The following is an 18119-nucleotide window of genomic DNA, read 5'->3' on the forward strand; positions in this document are numbered from 1 at the left end:
GACCCGCGCGTCGCCGGGTGAACCCGACCTCCGCGAGAAGGAAACAGTGTCACCACCGACCCGAGGCCGGTGGTTCTACGGCGGCTCAACCTACGGTGAAGAAACCGAGGGTCGGCATGAATGTGCAGCTGCGGGCTTCGGTTTCGGTGGCCTGGGTGGTGAGCCCGCCGCCGATCACCGCGACGACGCGGCCGGTGCCGGTGTTCGCGATGGCCGAGAGGGTGGCCGGGCCGTCGGGGTTGATCTTCGCCTCGTCGGTCAGCGGCTGCGAGCCCGTCTCACCCGTATCCAGGTTGCGCCACTGCACCGTCATCGGCTGTACCTGTTGGGCCGTCGGACGTTCGGTGCCCAGTGCGGTGAACACGAAACCGGTCTGACCGGCGGCCGGTCCGGGCGGCGGCAGCTGCGCCGGGCCGGGTACCGCGAGGGCCGTGCCGACCGAATCGCCGGACGGCGCGATGCAGCCTTTGCCGATGGTCGGATACAGGAACTGGGCGATCGCCGGCCCGGATTCGGGGATCTCGGGACCACCGCCGCCGCTGCCGTCCAGGAACGTGATGACTCGTTCCAGCGTCGATTTGATCTGCGGGGGCAGGTTCACCGTGGCCAGCAGCGCGCGGGCCTGGGACAGGATGGCCTCCTGCGGGCTGCCCGGCGCGGCGATGTCCTTGGCCGCCGGGGCGCTGACGATGGCCGGGGCCAGGGCGGCGAGAACGTCGACGGGGACCCCTTCGGGGACCATCGGGACGTTGTTCACCGACGCCTCGGTGGCCGGAACCGCGACGGCTGTCGCGGGCGCCACGAGGGAGGCGCCGGCCGCAATGGCGAGCGCGGACATTGCGATCCGCGATCCTCGGGTGCGAAGCACTGGTCTAGCCGTCCTTACCTCGGGTACATCTGGGCGACGCTGAAAAGCCGTCGTTTCGGGGTCACTCTAAGGACACTGACGCGCGTTGTACAGCACCGGGGTCGGGATTGCGACCCCCAATTCGCTGTGCTACTGGACAGTAGCTAATAACGCAAGTGGCTGATGTGAAAATTGAGGCGAATGTATACCTGTGACACATTGGTTGCTCGATGGTTACCGGACCCGGTGCGCACTGTTTGCCGGGGGCGCCGTCGCGCACACTCCAGGCTCGCGATCGCGCGGAAAACGGTGGGGTTAATGTATTCCGGGCCGGAAAATCCGGCCGACGCGCCCCTCAGCACCGGGTCCGGCCGCCGGCCCGGACCGACTCGAAAGCTCGTGTATTGACTCAGCCCAGCGGCGCCCGGACCGATATTCGGGGGCTCGTACCGTTTCGCCTGGCCCTGGTAGCGCTCGGGATCACCGTGCTGGCGCGGCTGTTGTGGATGCTTCTTACTCCGAACGGCATGAATCTGGTCGACCTGCACGTCTATGTCGACGGTTCGGCGGCCCTGCTCACCGATCATCTCTACGATTTCACCTACGCCGAGAAGACACCGGATTTCCCGCTGCCCTTCACTTATCCGCCGTTCGCCGCGGTGGTGTTCTTCCCACTGCACTTCCTACCGTTCACCGTGGTCGCGATGCTGTGGTTGTTCGCCATCGTCGCGGCGCTGTACTGGGTGGTGCGAATCGCGTTCGAACTCATGCTCGGACGGGAGGCCCTGCGCGAACCGCGGTGGCGAGCCGCCATGGTGGCGTGGACCGCGGCCGGCCTGTGGTTCGAACCGGTCCGCACGACCATCGACTACGGGCAGGTCAACATCTTCCTGATGCTCGGGGTGATGATCGCGATCCGCAGTTCCCGGTGGTGGCTGTCGGGAACCCTGGTGGGCGCGGTCGCGGGTATCAAACTGACTCCGGCGATCAGCGGTCTGTACTTCGTGGCGCGGCGTCGCTGGACGGCCGCCGTCTGGTCGGCGGTGGTGTTCGGACTGACGGTGGCGGCCAGTTTCCTCATCAATCCGGAGGAGACCCGGCGGTATTTCGGCACCCTGCTCGGTGACGCCGACCGGATCGGGCCGGTGGGCTCGGTGTGGAACCAATCCATGCGCGGCGCGCTGAGCCGGCTGCTGGGCAGCGATGTGGGTACCGGACCGTGGTTGACGGCCGGTGTTCTGGTGACGGCGACGCTGGGCTGGTTCGCGTGGCGGGCCCTGCGCCGTGACGATCTGCTGGGCACACTGCTGATCGTGCAGTTGTTCGGGCTGCTGGTCTCACCCATCTCCTGGTCGCACCACTGGGGCTGGCTGCTGCCGACCGTCCTCTGGTTGCTCTACGGGCCGTACCGGGCAGTGGGCGGCGCGCGGATCCTGGCCGGGTATTGGCTGCTGACGACCCTGATCGGCGCGCCCTGGGTGCTGTCGTTCCTGCAGGATTCGATCTGGACCATCTCCCGCTGGGGCGTCTGGTCCTGGCTCGGCACGGTGTACGTGATCGGCGCGCTGGCCTTCTACGGCTGGATCATCTGGGCCGGTCGGGCCCCTGCCCGGACCGCTACCGCGCCAGCCGATCTATCTCCCGGGCCAGCGCCACGTCCCGTGCCGTGAGCCCGCCCACGGAATGCGTGGACAGGGTGAAGGTGACCTTGCGCCACCGGATATCGATATCGGGATGGTGATTCGCCGATTCCGCGATATCGGCGACCCGGCGCACGAGTTCGACCCCGGCGGGAAACGTGGCGGCCTCGACCGTGCGGGTCAGGGCATCACCGGACCGGCTCCACTCCGGCAGAGAGTCCAGAGCCGCGGTGATCTCGGATTCGGAGAGCAGTGTTGTGGTCATACCGCCGTAATACCCCCGAACACAGTTCCTACAACAACCCGATCCGTCTCCTACTACAACCCGAATCCCCGACAACCCGACCCGCCCAACAACCCGATCCGTTCAACAACCCGACCCGCCCAACAACCCGATCCGTCCAACCTTCGTGGCGGACGCCGGAGCGAAGGCGGAGGTCGCCCCGGAGCGAAGGCGGAGGTCGCCCCCTCAGGCGGCACGCGCCTTCTTCAAGCCTTTTTTCAATTCCTTGCCGGAGGCGCCCGCGGCCTCCAGGCGCTTCATCCGCATGATGACCACAGGGCATTTCACGCAGCGCGTCTTCTTACGACAGCACTTCTTCTTCGGCTTGAGGCTCGAAACCTCGCGCGCTTTGACCTTGCCCATGCGGGTTAGCATACCCTTACCTCTGGGCGCCGCCAGCAGGCCACCGGGTTCCCGGTAGTCTGTAACCGGCCCAGATGCTTGGTGAGTTTCGAATCTCCCTGTCGCAGGGTCCGGCCGCAAGCAACAGTTAACAGCAGGAGGAACAGGCGTGTCGTCTGCACGCGATTTTCGCAACGTCGCCATCGTGGCCCATGTCGACCACGGTAAGACGACGCTCGTCGACGCCATGCTGAGGCAGTCCGGCGCATTCGCCGAGCGCGCCGAACCGGTCGACCGGGTGATGGATTCCGGCGATCTGGAACGCGAGAAGGGCATCACCATTCTCGCCAAGAACACCGCCGTACACCGGCATCATCCCGACGGCAGCGTCACCGTCATCAATGTCATCGACACCCCCGGCCACGCCGACTTCGGTGGTGAGGTCGAACGCGGCCTGTCCATGGTCGACGGTGTGGTGCTGCTGGTGGACGCCTCCGAGGGTCCACTGCCCCAGACCCGGTTCGTCCTGCGCAAGGCGCTGTCGGCCTGTCTGCCGGTGATCCTGGTGGTCAACAAGACCGACCGCCCCGACGCGCGGATCGCCGAGGTCGTCGAGGAGAGCCACGACCTGCTGCTGGACCTGGCCTCCGATCTCGACGACGATGCCGCCGAAGCCGCCGAACTCGCCCTCGACCTGCCGGTCCTCTACGCCTCGGGCCGCGCGGGCAAGGCGTCCAAGGAACAGCCCCAGAACGGCGAGGTGCCGAACGCGGAGAATCTGGACGCGCTGTTCGACGTGCTCCTGAACAACATCCCCGCCCCCAAGGGCGATCCGGCCGCATCGCTGCAGGCCCATGTCACCAACCTCGACGCCTCGGCCTTCCTGGGCCGGCTCGCTCTGGTGCGGATCCACAACGGCGAGCTGCGCAAGGGCCAGAACGTCGCGTGGATGCACGCCGACGGGGTGAAGACCGTCAAGATCACCGAACTGCTGCAGACCGTCGGCGTCGAGCGGCAGCCGGGTGAGCTCGCGGTGGCCGGCGATATCGTCGCCGTCGCCGGTATCTCCGACATCATGATCGGCGATACCCTCGCCGATCCGGACGAGCCCGTCGCGCTGCCCCGCATCACGGTGGACGAACCCGCCATCTCGGTGGTCATCGGTACCAACACCTCGCCGCTGGTCGGCCGGGTCAAGGGCCACAAACTCACCGCCCGCATGGTGAAGTCCCGGCTCGACCAGGAACTGGTGGGCAACGTCTCACTGCGCGTGCTCGATATCGGCCGTCCGGACGCCTGGGAGGTACAGGGCCGCGGCGAACTCGCGCTGGCCATCCTGGTCGAGCAGATGCGACGTGAGGGTTTCGAACTGACCGTCGGCAAGCCGCAGGTGGTGACCCGCCAGGTCGACGGCAAGGTGCACGAGCCCTACGAAGAACTCACCATCGATTGCCCCGACGAATACCTGGGCGCCATCACCCAGTTGCTGGCCGCCCGCAAGGGCAAGATGGTGCAGATGACCAACCACGCCGCCGGCTGGGTGCGGATGGAGTTCATCGTGCCCTCGCGCGGGCTGATCGGGTTCCGTACCGATTTCCTGACCGAGACCCGCGGCACCGGTATCGCCAACGCCGTCTCGCACGGTTACGCGCCGTGGGCCGGTGAGATCCGGGCCCGGCACACGGGATCACTGGTTTCCGACCGGTCCGGCAGCGTGACCCCGTTCGCCATGATCCAACTGTCCGACCGCGGCCAGTTCTTCGTCGAGCCGGGTGCGGAAACCTACGAGGGCATGGTCGTCGGGATCAATCCGCGCGCCGAGGATCTCGATATCAATGTGACCAAGGAGAAGAAGCTCACGAATATGCGCTCCTCCACGGCCGATGTCATGGAGACGCTCGCCAAGCCGCTGCAGCTGGACCTCGAGGCCGCCATGGAGTTCTGCGCCGCCGACGAATGCGTCGAGGTGACGCCGGAGTTCGTGCGGGTGCGCAAGCTCACACTGGGCTCCAACGAGCGCGCCCGGGAGCTGTCGCGCCGCAAGGCACGCGACCGGGCCGCGCTGTAAGCGGTTTCGCCGCCGGACGGGGCGGCGCGGGTATGGGTAGAGTGCCGAACGTGATTTCGGGGAGGCGCGCGGCGCGGCGCGGGCTGCTTGTGCTCTTGGCGGTACTCGTTCCGGTCCTGGCCGGATGCACCGCCGACCCGCCGCCGCCCATCGCCAGTACGGACAGCCCGAAGACCGAACCGGCCCAGCCCACCAAGAACACGGTCGTGGTCGCTATCGACGACATCGGTATCGGGTTCAACCCGCATCTGCGGTCCGATCAGTCTCCGGCGACCGCCGCGGTAGCGGCCATGGTGCTGCCGAGCCCGTTCCGGCCGACCCCGGACCCGGCGCTCCCGGGCGGCACGCTCTGGGTACCGGATAGCGCGCTGATCGATTCGGCGTCGGTGACCGCCCAGGCGCCGTTGACCGTCACCTACAAGCTGAAGGATCAGGCCAACTGGTCCGACGGCGCGCCCATCGCGGCCGAGGATTTCCACTACCTGTGGCAGCAGATGATCACCCAGCCGGGCGTTATCGATCCGGCCGGTTATCGGCTCATCTCCGAGGTCCGGTCCTCGGGTGGCGGGAAAACGGTCTCCGTGGTGTTCGACCGGCCGTATCCGGCGTGGCCGCAACTGTTCGCGAATCTGCTGCCCTCGCATCTGATGAAGGATTCCCCGGGCGGTTTCCAGCGCACGCTGGTCGAGCAGATCCCGGTATCGGGTGGGAACTTCACCATCGAATCCGCCGACCCGGGCCGCGACGAGATCCTGCTGGAACGCAACGACCGGTTCTGGGGCACGCCGGCCCGTCCCGACCAGATCCTGCTGCGTCGCGGCGGGACCCCCGCCCAGCTGGCGGATTCGCTGCGCACCGGCGATACCCAGATGGCGCTCGTGCACGGTGGGGTGGCCACTCAGGCCCAGCTGGCCGCGATTCCCTCGGTCCGCACCGCGATCATGCCGCAGTCCCGGCAACTACGCCTCACCCTCAACGGACGCGAAGGAGTCCTCGCCGACCACCGGGTCCGGACCGCCATCCTGGCGCTGCTGGACCCCGCGCTGCTGGCCACGGTCGGCGCGCAGACCGGTAACTGGGTGGATCCGGTACGCGCGCAGGTGCTCTCCCCCTCCGATCCCGGCTATGCCCCGACCGAACCCCCCCGCCTCACCGCCGACCAGGCGTTCGGCCTGCTGGGCGAGGCCGGCTTCGGCCGCGCCCCGGAACCGCCGCCGGTCTCGGCGACCTCACCGGCCCCGCGCCCCCGCTCGCTGGCCCGTAACGGGGAACCGCTGGTATTGCGGATCGGCGCGGTGACCGGCGACGATACCGCGCTCGCGGTGGCCAATACCGCCGCCGACCAGTTGCGCAGCGCCGGGATCGACGCGTCGGTGCGCAATCTCGCGGCCGACGAGCTGTACGGCAAAGGCCTGGTGGACAACGAAGTCGACGCCGTCGTCGGCTGGGAGGCGACCGGTGGTGATCCCGCCACGGCGCTGGCCTCCCGCTACGGGTGCCCGCCCGCGGCACCCACCACGCCCACGACCGATGGTGAGACGACCGAGGTTCCGGCTGCCGTGGAAGCGGCCCGCCGGGCACCGAGCAATCTGTCGGGTCTCTGCGATCAGCAATTCCAGCCCTCGATCGACGGCGCCCTGCACGGAGTGGAGGTACCGCGGACCTTGGGCGAGGCCGAACCCCGGCTGTGGGGAGAGTCCACGGTGCTACCGATCGTGCAGGACAATGTGGTGGCCGCCGCCGGTCCGTCGGTGGACGGGGCTTCGCTGAGCGGCGCGATCCAGGCCGGGATCTTCGGCGACGCGGCGATGTGGCGGCGAGTCCCGTGACCGTATCCCGCGACCGGGGTACGGGTGGACTGTTGCTGGTCCACGCTCATCCCGACGACGAGACGATCACCACCGGCGGCACCATCGCCCGCTATCGGCGTCTCGGTGTGCCCGTGACCGTGGTGACCTGCACCCTCGGTGAAGAAGGCGAGGTGCTCGGCGAACAGTGGGCCGGGCTGACCGCCGATCGGGCCGATCAGCTGGGCGGGTTCCGGATCGGCGAACTCACCAGCGCCCTGGCCGAACTCGATGCCGGTCCGCCGTATTTCCTGGGCGGGGCCGGCCGCTGGCGCGACTCGGGTATGGCCGGGACCCCCGCCGCTGAACATCCGCGGGCATTCGTCGCTTCCGGTGCCGAAGCGGTGCGGGCCCTCACCGGCGTGATCCTCGAACTGCGGCCGCGGGTGGTGGTGACCTACGACCCGCACGGCGGATACGGCCACCCGGACCATATCCACGCCAACCGGGTGACCACCGAGGCCGTCGAAGCCGCGGCCGAGACAGGCTGGGACACGCCCAAGTTCTATTGGACCGTGACCGACGCGGATATCCTGAGCGACCATCTGCGCGCGCTGGCCCGGCGCACGGTCGACGGCCTGCCCGGTGCGCTGCCGCCCGGCTGGCGGCTGCCCGCGGAGAACGAGTTGGCCTGTGTACCCGGTAATTCGGTGACCACGACGATCGATGTCGCCGACGCGCTGCCCGAGAAGCGTGCGGCCCTGCGGGCCCACGCCACCCAGCTCACTGTCGCGCCGTCCGGCCGGGAATTCGCGCTGACCAATATGATCGCCCAGCCGGTCCTACCGGAGGAGCACTATATTCTGGTCCGCGGTCGCGCCTGGGCCGGCGGTCCGGACGGCCGGGAAGACGACCTCTTCGCCGGGTTGGTGTAGCCGGACGGCGCCCGCGCCCGAATAGACTCGGCGTCATGCAGCACTCGGATTCGGACAGCGGGATCGATCCCGGCGCCGCAGCGACCACGCGGTGGTATTCCGCGACTCGGTCGCGCCGATGACCGCGGCCGTCGAGCAGGCGGGTGCGGATACCCGTTCGCGATGGGCCGCACTGGCGAGCGGGATACTCGCTCCGGTGCTGATCGTGGTCCTGATCGTGGACGCGGTGATCACGCTGGCGCTGGAGGTGCTCTACCTGCCCCTCTATATCGGCAGTGTCGCGGTACCGCTGGCCGCGCTGATCGCCGCGCCGGTGAATGTGGCGCTGGTATGGGCGGCCGCCACGGTGACTACCCGGTCGACCGTGTTGTTCCTGCCGATCGCGGCCTGGCTGGCCGCCTTCCTGATCGCGGCGAGCCGCGGGCCCGGCGGGGACGTCCCGCTACGCAGCGATCTGCCGACCCTGCTGTTGTTCCTGTGCGGAGCGGTGGCACCGCTGGTCTACATGTACGTAGCCGCCAACCGGGCGAAACGCCCGCTGCGGTGACCCGGTCGCCGGGCGGCGGTGGTCACCAGGCTCCGTATTCCGGGACGAGGATGTTGTTCACATCCACTCCCACCCCGTCGACCGTGCGATTGTCGATCTCGAACTGGTGCAGATGCGCGGCCGGGTGGATATAACCCGGCGCCGTCCCCCAGTCGTGCTGCCAGAACCACGCGCCCACACCGGCCGTGCGGGCCAGATCGATGGTCGGGGCGTTGGCGTAGACACCGGTGTTCTCCCGGCCGATCACCGCCTGCCAGCCGAGCAGGTACGGCAGGATCATGGTCGCGAATTCCACCGCGTTCGGGTTGTCGTCGATCGAGGCGTAGATCGGCCGGTTGTCCGGCCCGCCGGCGGCCCGGTGCAGGGTCAGACCCCGCTCGGCGTGCCGGCGACCGGCGTCGTATCCGCCCCGCCAGTCGGCCGTGGAGCCTTTGCCGAACTGGTAGCAGGACACGATCGTCAGCCCGGCGGCCCGCAGATCCGCGACTTCTCCGGCCAATAGTGGTTTCCCGGCCATCCATTCCGCCCCCGGCCTGCGGTCGGATACATAGCGGATGACACCGGTATGACCGGCCGCGGTGATGGCTGCCGCGGACGGCACACCCCCGGCGTAGTCGAGCAGAGTTCCCAGCGCGGCGGCGCCGGCGCGGGGCGCTCCGAGGGCCGACCCCACAGCGCCCGCGGCCACGGCGGCAGCCGTGTAGCCGAGCAGAGCACGACGAGACAGTGCAGAAACCATCGCGGACTCCTTCGCACACCCCGGGTGAACAGAAACAGCGTGCCCGGCGCACCTTCCCCATGAGCACTACGTGCGCCGGGAGCCTCGAACGTGCGGTTATTCCACCATATGCACACCCCGACCGCCAGAACCAACGGCCCCACACGCCACAGCACTTTCGGCACCACCTCCCACGGCGCAGGTCGAGGACCCGATACGCCGCCCCCAACGGGCGCATCGACGCACCTGCCGCAATCCAACGCGCTCACCCGACCCGAAGCCCGCGTCGCCGAGAACCCTCCGGTGGCCTATCCGTCGCTGATCGACCTCAGTGGCCGCCACCCGACCTGTTCCGGAGCGACGAGGCGCGGCCGCGCGGCAACCGAGTGCGTGCGACGTGCGCTCGGCCGTTCATAGATCGCCGACTTCGAGCACTACGCCGACTTCGAGCACTACACAGCACCGTCCACTCACTCCGGCCGACCGAGGCCTACTCCTGCAACCCTCTCCCGCATGCAACTCCTGCACACCCCTCCCGTACCCCGGATGGTCCACCTCGGCAGGCGGGGCCCGCCCCGGTTCTGGAGCGACGAAGCGAAGGAGCGCAGCGACTGAGCGAAGGAGTGAAGAACCGGGGTTGATAGGGCCCCGCCCCGCGGCGCCGAAGGCGCCGCCGAAATCACAGCAGCCGGTCTATGCGGTCGCCCACGTCCAAAGTCCGCATCGCCGGGTCGGCCAGTTCGGCCCGGACCACCCGGACCACCCGCGCGACGATCTGTTTCTTGATTCCCGCCAGTACGCCGAGCACCGCCGCGCGCATACCCTGCGCCGCGTATTCGAGGCGGATGTTCTCCCGTACCGGCGGGTCGACCTCCACCACGATGAGCAGCGGATCGGCGGCATGCGCGGTGAGTTGCAGCGGTATCTCGACATCCGCGCGGTAGTGGTTGTCCTTGAGCACGCTGACCGTGATGTCGAGTGAGACCGGGACGAGCAGGTCGAACCGGACCAGCGCGATATCGTCGTCGGCCGGCGCCGCCTCCGGTACCCGGTCGGTGAGTACGGGCCGTCCGACCTCACCGCGTACCGTGACCTCGGCCGCCGCCCGGGGTCCGGTGCGCAGGGGGCCGATCTCGATCTGCCGGTCGGCGAGGTGGGTGACGAATTGTTCGAGGCGGTCGCGGGTGACGATGCGGGGGAAGAACCGCCGCCCGAATTCCGCGTAGTCGATCCAGTCGAATTCGGTGCGGGTGCGGTGTGGGGAGCGTGCACGGGCGACGATGGCCTCGACATCGTAGATACGGCTGCGCATCACCCCCGGGTCGCGCAGCATTGCGTTCACGCGGTACGCGACTTCGCGCTGCAACAACCCGGCGATCGGGTCGAGCAGCCATTCGGCCACCGAGTCGGCGGCGGACAGCCGCAGCAGCACACTGACATCCGTCGGCTGCACGCTCGGGATATCGATCACGATCAGCAGCGGGTCGGCGGTGCGGGCGTGGAAGGTGAGGCCGATCGACACCACTGTTTCCGACCGCAGTGGTTTACCACCGAGCAGGATCTTGACCCGAAGCGATACCGGTATCCGCACGTCGAAGGCGATTTCGGAGCCGCGTCGCACTACCACCGGCCGGTCGATCCGGCCTTCGGCGAGGAATCCGGCCAGCCCGGCGGGCGCCAGGTTGACCGGTCCGATGGTCAGCCCGCGGCCGGTGATCCCGGCGACCGCCGCCTCGATCCGCCGTTCGGTCACCGCGTGGGTGACGAACCGCTTGCCGAACTCGGCGTAGTCGATCCATCCCGGGTCGCCTACTTCGATCGGTTCCATGAGTCGTTCCGACACCCCTACCTCTACCTCCACCGGATGAGGGTCACGCTACGCGTAGAAGGTATCGACCCGGCAAGCCCGTCACCACCCGGGTTCGAGCCGCCCGTAACCGACGATGTGGATATCGGGTACCGCGGTGGGGTTCCAGCGTTCGATACCGACCGTGTCGCCCTCGTTACCGCCGATCGTGGTGAGGGTGCCGTTGTCCGCGGTGAGCACGATATTGGTGTGCTGGCCGAATCTGCTCGCCGGGGGATCACATCGCCGGTCGCCGGCCGGTATCCCGACCCGACGCCGGCGAAGCGGCCCGAACTCTCGTAGTACTCCTGCAAGGTGGAGACCCCGGGGATCCGCCACGACCCGGAATTCGGGTTGGCCAGCGGAATCCCGGCCGCGCGCATTACCCAGCTCACGAAGTTCGCGCACCACGGTTCGTCGTTTCCCTCCGAATACCCGCTTCCGGTTCGGGGGTCGGCGAATTCGGCCGCGGCGCCGTCGACGACGCGGGCCTGTTCCGGCGCCAGCGCGGTCCGGTCGATGACGGGGAAGGCGGTGAGGCGATCACCGGCTCTCGACGGCGTCCGTTCGCATGGGAATCAGGGTGGTGAGCGCTATGGCGACACCGGCCGCGGTGACCGAGATCAGGAACGCGGTCTGGAACGCGTCTCGGGACGGCAACTGATGGGTGCCCAAGGTGATGGTCATATTGGCCAGGACCGCGCTCATCACCGCCGCCGAGGTGGAGGTGCCGACCGAACGCATGAGCGCGTTCAGGCCGTTGGCCGCGGCGGTTTCGGTAATCGGCACCGCCCCCATGATCAGCGCGGGCATCGCCGCGTAGGCGAGGCCCACGCCGCCCGCCACCAGCACCGACGCGATCATGATCTGCCAGACGCTGTCCATGAGCGCCGCGGCGAACAGGTATCCGAGGCCGATCACCGCCGAACCCACTCCGAGGGTCAGTTTCGGTCCGAAGCGCGCCGAGATCCGCGCGGAGACCGGTGAGAGCAGCATCATCACGCATCCGCTGGGGGCCAGCGCGAGTCCGGCCGCCACCATCGACAGTCCGAGGCCGTAGCCGGTTTCGGTGGGAGCCATCAGCAGCTGCGGGAAGCTCAGTGACATGCCGTAGAGCGCGAAACCCACGGCGATCGAGGCGATATTGGTGAACAGCACCCGGGGTCGCGCCGATATCCGCAGATCCACCAGTGGATGCCGCCGCCCGAGTTCGTATCGGCCCCAGCCGAGGAACACCAGGATCGAGACCGCGAACAGGGTCATGATCGACGGGCTGGTCCAACCCCATTGCGCGCCCTGTGTGATCGCCAGGAGCAGCGCCAACAAGGCGGTGGCCAAGCCCGCGGCGCCGCCGAAATCGAAGGGAGCCGGGGTGCGGACCGATGATTCCGGCACGAACCGGAGGATCAGCAGCGCACCCGCGCCGCCCAACGCCGCAGCGGCCCAGAACAGGACATGCCAGTCGGCGTGTTCGACGATCAGCGCGGCGATCGGCAGTCCGATCGCGCCGCCCACGCCGAGTGTGGAGCTCATCACGGCCATCGCCGAACCGACGCGCTCCGGCGGAAGTTCGTCCCGCATGATGCTGATACCGAGCGGTATGGCGCCGATCGCCACTCCCTGTAGGGCGCGCCCGGCCACCGAGGGCAGCAGCGACGAGGACATCGCGCACAGCACCGAACCGACGATCATGGCCGCCAGATCCAACAGCAGGATGCGGCGTTTGCCGAACATATCGCCGAGGCGGCCGCTGATCGGTGTACACACCGCGGAGGCCAGCAGGGTCACCGTGATGACCCAGGAGGCATTGGTCGTAGTGGTGTTCAGCAGGGTTGGCAGGCTCGGGATGAGCGGTACGACCAGAGTCTGCATGAGCGAGACGACGATGCCGATGGTGCTCAGAGTGGCCACCAGCACGGTCGGTACGACGTGGGGACGATCCCGTTCGTCCGATCTGGAAGGGTCGTCGGCCACAGCAGTCACGAATATGCACGTTACATAACCTGTGTATCGTGCACAATTTTGTATTCGGGCGAAACAGGCGACATAGTGTCCAAATGTCCGATTCGGCTGCACTGCCCGCCACCACCGCGGTGGACCGCCGGGACCCCGCCGTCCTGGCGCGGCTCGTCCTGGAACTGAACCTGCTGTCCCGGCAGTACCCGGCCGCCCGCCGGAATTCGCCGTTCCAGCTGGACAGATCCGCGTACCTGATCCTGACCCGGCTGCGTCTGGGCGATCCGCTGACCCTGCGCGAGCTGGCCGAAGCGTTCGGACTGGACGTATCCACCGTGAACCGTCAGGTCGCCGCCATGCTCGACCAGGACCTGGTGGAACGGGTACCCGATCCCGACGGCGGAGTCGCCCGCAAGGTCCGCCCCAGCGAAAAAGGGCTGCGGCTGTTCGAAGCCGATCTCACCCTGCAGCGCCGCGGCGTCGGCTCGGTGCTCACCGGCTGGCCCGACGACGAAGTCGAACAGCTGGTCCGGCTGCTGGGGCGGTTCAACGAAGGGGTCGAGGGCCTGGCCCGCCACCCCTGGCCGCGGCCCCATCCGAGCACCGGTTACCCGCTCCTCTGACTGCGAACCCGGTGGTCACCCGGTGTTCTCCGGCAACCGGTACCGTTGAGCCATGATCACGCTCAAAAAGGAAGACGGCGCAGCGGATCTCGCAGGGATCGCCAAGCTGAGTGTCGGTGTCAGCTGGGACCCCTCCGCGGGCGCCAGCGGTGGTGCGCTCGGCTGGGCGCGCCGCAAGAAAGGCGTCGACCTGGACCTGATCGCCATTCTCATGCAGGGCAGCGAACCGGTCCGTTTCGCCGGACTGGATTCGCTGGACCCGCTGGGCAACGGCTCGGTCCAGCACTCCGGCGACGAGCAGACCGGCGCGGCGGCCGGTGACGACGAAACCGTCCACGTCACCTTCTCCGAGATTCCCGGCGGTATCGACGCCATCGTCTTCGTCGCGGCAGCCTTCAAGAAGGGCAGCTCGTTCGAGAAGGCGAACAACATCTCCTTCAAGGTCTACGACGCCACCGGCGGCAGCAGCCAGCAGGTGGCCGATATCTGGCCGTCGCTGCTGGGCAGCGACAATGCCAACGCCGTGGCCCGCACATTCCGCAACGGTGATATCTGGCAGCTCGAGGTACTCAACCGCAAAGGCAAGATCAAGCAGGGCGATAAGCAGGCGCTGCTGCGGTTCGCCATGGGCGGCGGCGGTGCCTGAGCCGCGGAGGTGATCAGCCCGCCGCCCAGCCCGACCAGCGCGTGATATCGAGCGCGAGAACCGGTCCGGGCGGCGGTTCCGATACATAGACGGGATAGCGCGCGGTCAGCTGTGCCAGACCTGCGTCGGCCTCGTCTCCCGTCACGATGCGTGCGGTCCCGTCGGCGCGCACCCACCACAGTCGGGACCAGTCCTCGTCGTAGAAATCGGCCAGCACGGTGATATGTGGGTCGGCTTCGATATTGGCGAGCCGACGCAAGGCGGTGGTCGTTTTCGGTTTGGCGTCGACCGCGGTGTAGACGGTATCGCCGGCGAGCACGAACACTATCGGCACGATATGCGGGGTCCCCTCGGCGGTGACGGTGGCGAGCCGGGCCACCCTGGCCGCGGCGAATCGTGCGCGCGCCCGAGCCCGATCCAACCGCATCAGACCTCCTCGCTCACCGACCCCAGGCATCCGCGGCACCGTGTCAACGCCGCCGGCCCCGCAGATAATCGCTGACCACCGCGGCACCGAGACCGTCCAGGTCGGGTGCCACCACCCGTCCGCCGCTGCGCCGGGCCACCAGATCCACGAACGCCGCCAGGCGTGGTTCCTCACCCAGCATGAACACCGAGACCGAGGCTCCCGAGCGGGCCAGCGAATCCACCTGGGCCACGGTCACCGCCAGCGTCCGGCGGTCCGGCGGCCAGTTGAAATAGGCCGTACCGTCGGACTCCAGGTGCGCGGTCGGCTCACCGTCGGTGACCACCAGCACCACCGGGACCGCGTCCGGGTGCCGGCGCAGATGCCGGTCGGCCAGCAGCAGCGCGTGGTGCAGGTTGGTGCCCTGCTCCCAGACCGGTTCCAACCCGGTCAGTTCCGCGATATCCACCGTCGCGGCGTGCCTGCCGAAGGTGATCAGTTCCAGGGCGTCGGATCGGAACCGGGTGCTGATCAGATGTTGCAGGGCCAGCGCCGTCCGCTTCATCGGCACCCAGCGCCCGTCCTGCACCATCGACCACGAGGTGTCGACGCAGAGGGCGACCGCCGCCCGGGACCGCTGTTCGGTTTCGGCGATCTCCACATCCGCGACATCCAGGGTCACCGAAGGGCTCCCGGTGGACGCCGAGCGCAGAACCGCGTTACGCACTGTGCGCGAGACATCCCACGGCTCGGTATCGCCGAACTGCCACGGCCGGCTCGCGCCGGTCGGCTCCCCCGCGGCCCCGGCCAGCGCTGTCTCACGCTGTCCCTTTCGGCTGCGGAGTTTTCCGACGATATCGCGGAGCGCGACCTCCCCCAGCCGCCGCAGCGCCTTGGGGGTCAATCGCAGCGAGCCGTCCGGGGCCCGCTCGAACAGTCCCTGCCGTCGCAGTTCCCGTTCCAGTTCGGCCAGCCGGGCCGCATCCATCCGGGCATCGACACCCAGCTGCCGCTCCAGCATCTCCAGATCGATATCCTCCAGCCGCGCACCGGGATAGGACTGGGCGAGCTGAGCGGCGAGTTCGTCGAGTTCGCCCAGGTCCTGCATGGCTTCCACGGCCTCGCCCATACCCAGCGGATCCTGGCCGCGGAAACGCCGCGCCGACTCCCAGTCCTGTCCGGGGCGCAGTGCGCGCAGGTTCGCATCGAGCTCGGCGATCTGCTGCGCGATCCGCGGATCCCCGAACGCCTGGCCGACGAGCTCGTTCAATTCCGCCTGCTGCTGTGCCGACATCGAATTCATCATCCGCTGCGCCGCCGCCGCACGCGCGGCCAGCGTATCGATCAATTCCTCGGTATCGCGCGGATTCTCCGGGAAGAACTCCCCGTGTTCGTCCATGAACTCGGCGAACTGCTCCTCGGTATCCGCACCGCGGGCGTGCGCGGCCAGCAGATCGTTGAGGTCCGACATCATTCGCCGGACCCGCTCCACATCGTGCGGAGTAGCGCTCTGCAAAGCCTGTTTCATCCCCTGGAAGCGGGATTCCAGCAGTTCTTCGCCGAGTAGATCGCGGATCTTCTGATAGTTCTCCCGGCCCGTTTCCGAGCGCCAGGGGTACTCGCCGAGCTCGTTCACCGCACCCGCCGTGCTCGACGGCAGAGCGTCCAACTGCATTTCGGCGAACCGCGCATCGTCGGACGGATCCGGGAACAGTGCACGGCGCTCGGCCTCCAGCGCCCGGTCCAGCAGTTCTCGTACCTGCTGCAGGGTGCCGTCCAAGCGGTGCGACCGCGAGATCTCGGCCCGCCGCTCCCACAGGCGACGCGTCAGTTCTTCCAGTCCGGGCATCCCGGACGTGCCACGCCGCAACAGTTCCTCGAGCGCCGAACGCGGCGAGGAACCTTCCATCACCTCACGCCCTATCTCCGAGAGTGCCTCCCGCAGATCGAGCGGGGGCGCCAGCGGATCGGGCCCTTCGTGATAGGGCCCGTAGGAATATCGGTCGGCCGCTGTCATCACACCTCTTCGAAACCGGTCGACGCGGTCACGCGCCGTACACCGCGCTACCCTCGTCGTCGGAATCCTTGGCCACCTGCCGCGCCAGATACAGGGACTCCAGGGCGAATTCGACCGCCGCCGCGATGCGCTGCGGCGGATCACCCACCGCTACGCCCAGCCGCAGCGCCACCTCGTGCAGCACCGGCAGCTCCGGCAGCGCCGACAGCACCTGCGTGCCGGGGACCCGCTCGCCCGTGGTCACCAGATGGCCCTCGTCCACCGCGTCGGCCAGCGGCCGCAGATCCAGTCCGCCCAGCCGGTCGCGGGCGGTATCCGCGAAAGCCCGCCGCAGCATATGGGTGAGATGCTCCTGCTCGCGGCCTTCCTCACCGGATTCGAATTCCAGTTTCCCGCGCAGTACCGCCGGCACCGATTCCAGATCCACCGGCCGGGCCACCGCGGGGTCCTCTCCGGTCAGCGCGGCCCGCCGCAGCGCGGCCGCGGCCACAGTCTCGGCCGCCGCCACCGCGAAGCGGGCCGACACACCGGAGCGCTGGTCGATGGCGGGAGACTCGCGTAGTCGCCGCACGAACCGGGCCAGCACCTCGATCAGCGGGTCGCCCACCTCGGCGACCAGTTCGGCCTCCTGCCGCACCAGCGCCATCTCCGCCTCGACGGTCAGCGGGTAGTGGGTGCGGATCTCGGCGCCGAACCGGTCCTTCAGCGGCGTGATGATCCGGCCGCGGTTGGTGTAGTCCTCGGGGTTGGCGGTCGCCACCAGCAGCACATCCAGCGGTAGCCGCAGCGTGTAGCCGCGCACCTGGATATCGCGCTCCTCCATCACATTCAGCAGCGCCACCTGGATCCGCTCGGCCAGGTCGGGCAGCTCGTTCACGGCCACGATCCCCCGGTGCGCACGCGGCACCAGCCCGAAATGAATGGTTTCCGGATCACCCAGCCTGCGCCCCTCGGCGACCTTCACCGGATCCACATCGCCGATCAGATCGCCCACCGAGGTATCCGGAGTCGCGAGCTTCTCGGCGTAACGCTGCGAACGATGCCGCCACACCACGGGTAGATCGTCGCCCAGTTCGGCGGCCAGCCGCCGCCCCTGCGGACTGATCGGTTCCAGCGGATGTTCGCCGAGTTCGGCGCCCTCGATCACCGGGGTCCATTCGTCGAGCAGTTCGACGACCGTCCGCAACAGGCGGGTCTTACCCTGACCCCGCTCACCCAGCAGCACCACATCGTGACCCGCCAGCAAAGCGCGCTCCAACTGGGGCAGCACCGTCCGATCGAAGCCGACGATCCCGGGCCACGGATCGTCTCCCGACGCCAGCCGGGCCAGCAGATTTTCCCGGATCTCGGCCTTCACACTCCGCGGCGCGTACCCGGCCGCCCGCAACGCGCCCGCGGTGGCGGGCAGGTCTGTTGGCACAGTCACCTCACCGACGCTACGACTATTTCTCCCATCGG

At 68.3% G+C, this 18119-nt stretch carries 17 protein-coding genes; 7 read left to right on the top strand and 10 right to left on the bottom strand.

The genetic code is table 11. The features are described 5' to 3' along the window. Window positions 1-85: 85 nt before the first annotated feature. Complete coding sequence (locus tag IEY68_RS24855; protein ID WP_229718964.1) at window positions 86-838, bottom strand: Rv1157c family protein; 753 nt, start codon at window positions 836-838, stop codon at window positions 86-88. Between the two features lie 515 nt (window positions 839-1353). Between IEY68_RS24855 and IEY68_RS24860 the strand changes: the two genes are divergently transcribed. Beyond that, window positions 1354-2517 (top strand): mannosyltransferase, encoded by a 1164-nt coding sequence (locus IEY68_RS24860; protein ID WP_229718977.1) that lies wholly within the window; start codon window positions 1354-1356, stop codon window positions 2515-2517. Here the strand turns inward: IEY68_RS24860 and IEY68_RS24865 are convergent. Both IEY68_RS24865 and IEY68_RS24870 read right to left on the bottom strand, forming a co-directional pair. Further along, a complete protein-coding gene (locus IEY68_RS24865; protein WP_058854056.1) occupies window positions 2465-2752 on the bottom strand; it encodes a 4a-hydroxytetrahydrobiopterin dehydratase in 288 nt (95 codons plus the stop codon). The two genes, IEY68_RS24860 and IEY68_RS24865, sit on opposite strands and share 53 nt — an antisense overlap. 204 nt (window positions 2753-2956) lie before the next feature. Beyond that, complete coding sequence (locus IEY68_RS24870; protein ID WP_169811917.1) at window positions 2957-3133, bottom strand: hypothetical protein; 177 nt, start codon at window positions 3131-3133, stop codon at window positions 2957-2959. Window positions 3134-3281: 148 nt separating this feature from the next. On the opposite strand from IEY68_RS24870, the gene typA reads away from it, so the two are divergent. The 4 genes from typA to IEY68_RS24890 all read left to right on the top strand — a co-directional run bounded on the left by typA (window position 3282) and on the right by IEY68_RS24890 (window position 8449). Continuing rightward, on the top strand, window positions 3282-5180 hold the full coding sequence (typA, locus tag IEY68_RS24875) for a translational GTPase TypA (RefSeq protein WP_058854058.1): 1899 nt from the start codon (window positions 3282-3284) through the stop codon (window positions 5178-5180). Between the two features lie 32 nt (window positions 5181-5212). Beyond that, the gene (locus IEY68_RS24880) at window positions 5213-7009 is read left to right on the top strand and encodes an ABC transporter family substrate-binding protein (RefSeq protein ID WP_058854059.1); all 1797 of its coding nucleotides are present in this window, start codon (window positions 5213-5215) and stop codon (window positions 7007-7009) included. Beyond that, complete coding sequence (gene mshB, locus IEY68_RS24885; RefSeq protein WP_058854093.1) at window positions 7006-7902, top strand: N-acetyl-1-D-myo-inositol-2-amino-2-deoxy-alpha-D-glucopyranoside deacetylase; 897 nt, start codon at window positions 7006-7008, stop codon at window positions 7900-7902. The genes IEY68_RS24880 and mshB overlap by 4 nt, the downstream gene beginning before the upstream one ends. Before the next feature lie 118 nt (window positions 7903-8020). Then, a complete protein-coding gene (locus tag IEY68_RS24890) occupies window positions 8021-8449 on the top strand; it encodes a hypothetical protein (protein ID WP_058854094.1) in 429 nt (142 codons plus the stop codon). 22 nt (window positions 8450-8471) lie between these two features. On the opposite strand, the gene IEY68_RS24895 is transcribed toward IEY68_RS24890, so the two are convergent. The 4 genes from IEY68_RS24895 to IEY68_RS24910 all read right to left on the bottom strand — a co-directional run bounded on the left by IEY68_RS24895 (window position 8472) and on the right by IEY68_RS24910 (window position 12987). After that, on the bottom strand, window positions 8472-9188 hold the full coding sequence (locus tag IEY68_RS24895) for a DUF1906 domain-containing protein (protein WP_058854060.1): 717 nt from the start codon (window positions 9186-9188) through the stop codon (window positions 8472-8474). A 658-nt stretch (window positions 9189-9846) separates the two neighbouring features. After that, window positions 9847-11028: a hypothetical protein gene (locus tag IEY68_RS24900; RefSeq protein WP_229718965.1), complete on the bottom strand. Its 1182-nt coding sequence runs from the start codon at window positions 11026-11028 to the stop codon at window positions 9847-9849. Between the two features lie 48 nt (window positions 11029-11076). Beyond that, window positions 11077-11214: a hypothetical protein gene (locus tag IEY68_RS37170; RefSeq protein ID WP_373293009.1), complete on the bottom strand. Its 138-nt coding sequence runs from the start codon at window positions 11212-11214 to the stop codon at window positions 11077-11079. A gap of 342 nt (window positions 11215-11556) precedes the next feature. After that, window positions 11557-12987 (bottom strand): MFS transporter, encoded by a 1431-nt coding sequence (locus IEY68_RS24910; protein ID WP_373293012.1) that lies wholly within the window; start codon window positions 12985-12987, stop codon window positions 11557-11559. An 83-nt stretch (window positions 12988-13070) separates the two neighbouring features. Here IEY68_RS24910 and IEY68_RS24915 point away from each other — a divergent pair, with 83 nt between their 5' ends. After that, window positions 13071-13592, top strand: a complete 522-nt coding sequence (locus IEY68_RS24915) for a MarR family winged helix-turn-helix transcriptional regulator (RefSeq protein ID WP_058854062.1) — start codon at window positions 13071-13073, stop codon at window positions 13590-13592. A 52-nt stretch (window positions 13593-13644) separates the two neighbouring features. After that, window positions 13645-14238 (top strand): TerD family protein, encoded by a 594-nt coding sequence (locus tag IEY68_RS24920; RefSeq protein ID WP_058854063.1) that lies wholly within the window; start codon window positions 13645-13647, stop codon window positions 14236-14238. A gap of 13 nt (window positions 14239-14251) precedes the next feature. On the opposite strand, the gene IEY68_RS24925 is transcribed toward IEY68_RS24920, so the two are convergent. The 3 genes from IEY68_RS24925 to IEY68_RS24935 are packed head-to-tail and all read right to left on the bottom strand — an operon-like array spanning window position 14252 to window position 18087. Further along, window positions 14252-14665 (bottom strand): TIGR03668 family PPOX class F420-dependent oxidoreductase, encoded by a 414-nt coding sequence (locus IEY68_RS24925; RefSeq protein WP_189094493.1) that lies wholly within the window; start codon window positions 14663-14665, stop codon window positions 14252-14254. A gap of 43 nt (window positions 14666-14708) precedes the next feature. Beyond that, window positions 14709-16661 carry a vWA domain-containing protein gene (locus tag IEY68_RS24930; RefSeq protein WP_062999281.1) on the bottom strand — a complete coding sequence of 651 codons (1953 nt, stop codon included), beginning with the start codon at window positions 16659-16661 and terminating at the stop codon, window positions 14709-14711. Window positions 16662-16689: 28 nt separating this feature from the next. Then, entirely contained in the window at window positions 16690-18087 is a 1398-nt protein-coding gene (locus IEY68_RS24935) for a sigma 54-interacting transcriptional regulator (RefSeq protein ID WP_058854064.1), read from the bottom strand. Window positions 18088-18119 lie beyond the last annotated feature (32 nt).

Source organism: Nocardia jinanensis (assembly GCF_014645735.1).
Classification (GTDB): domain Bacteria; phylum Actinomycetota; class Actinomycetes; order Mycobacteriales; family Mycobacteriaceae; genus Nocardia; species Nocardia jinanensis.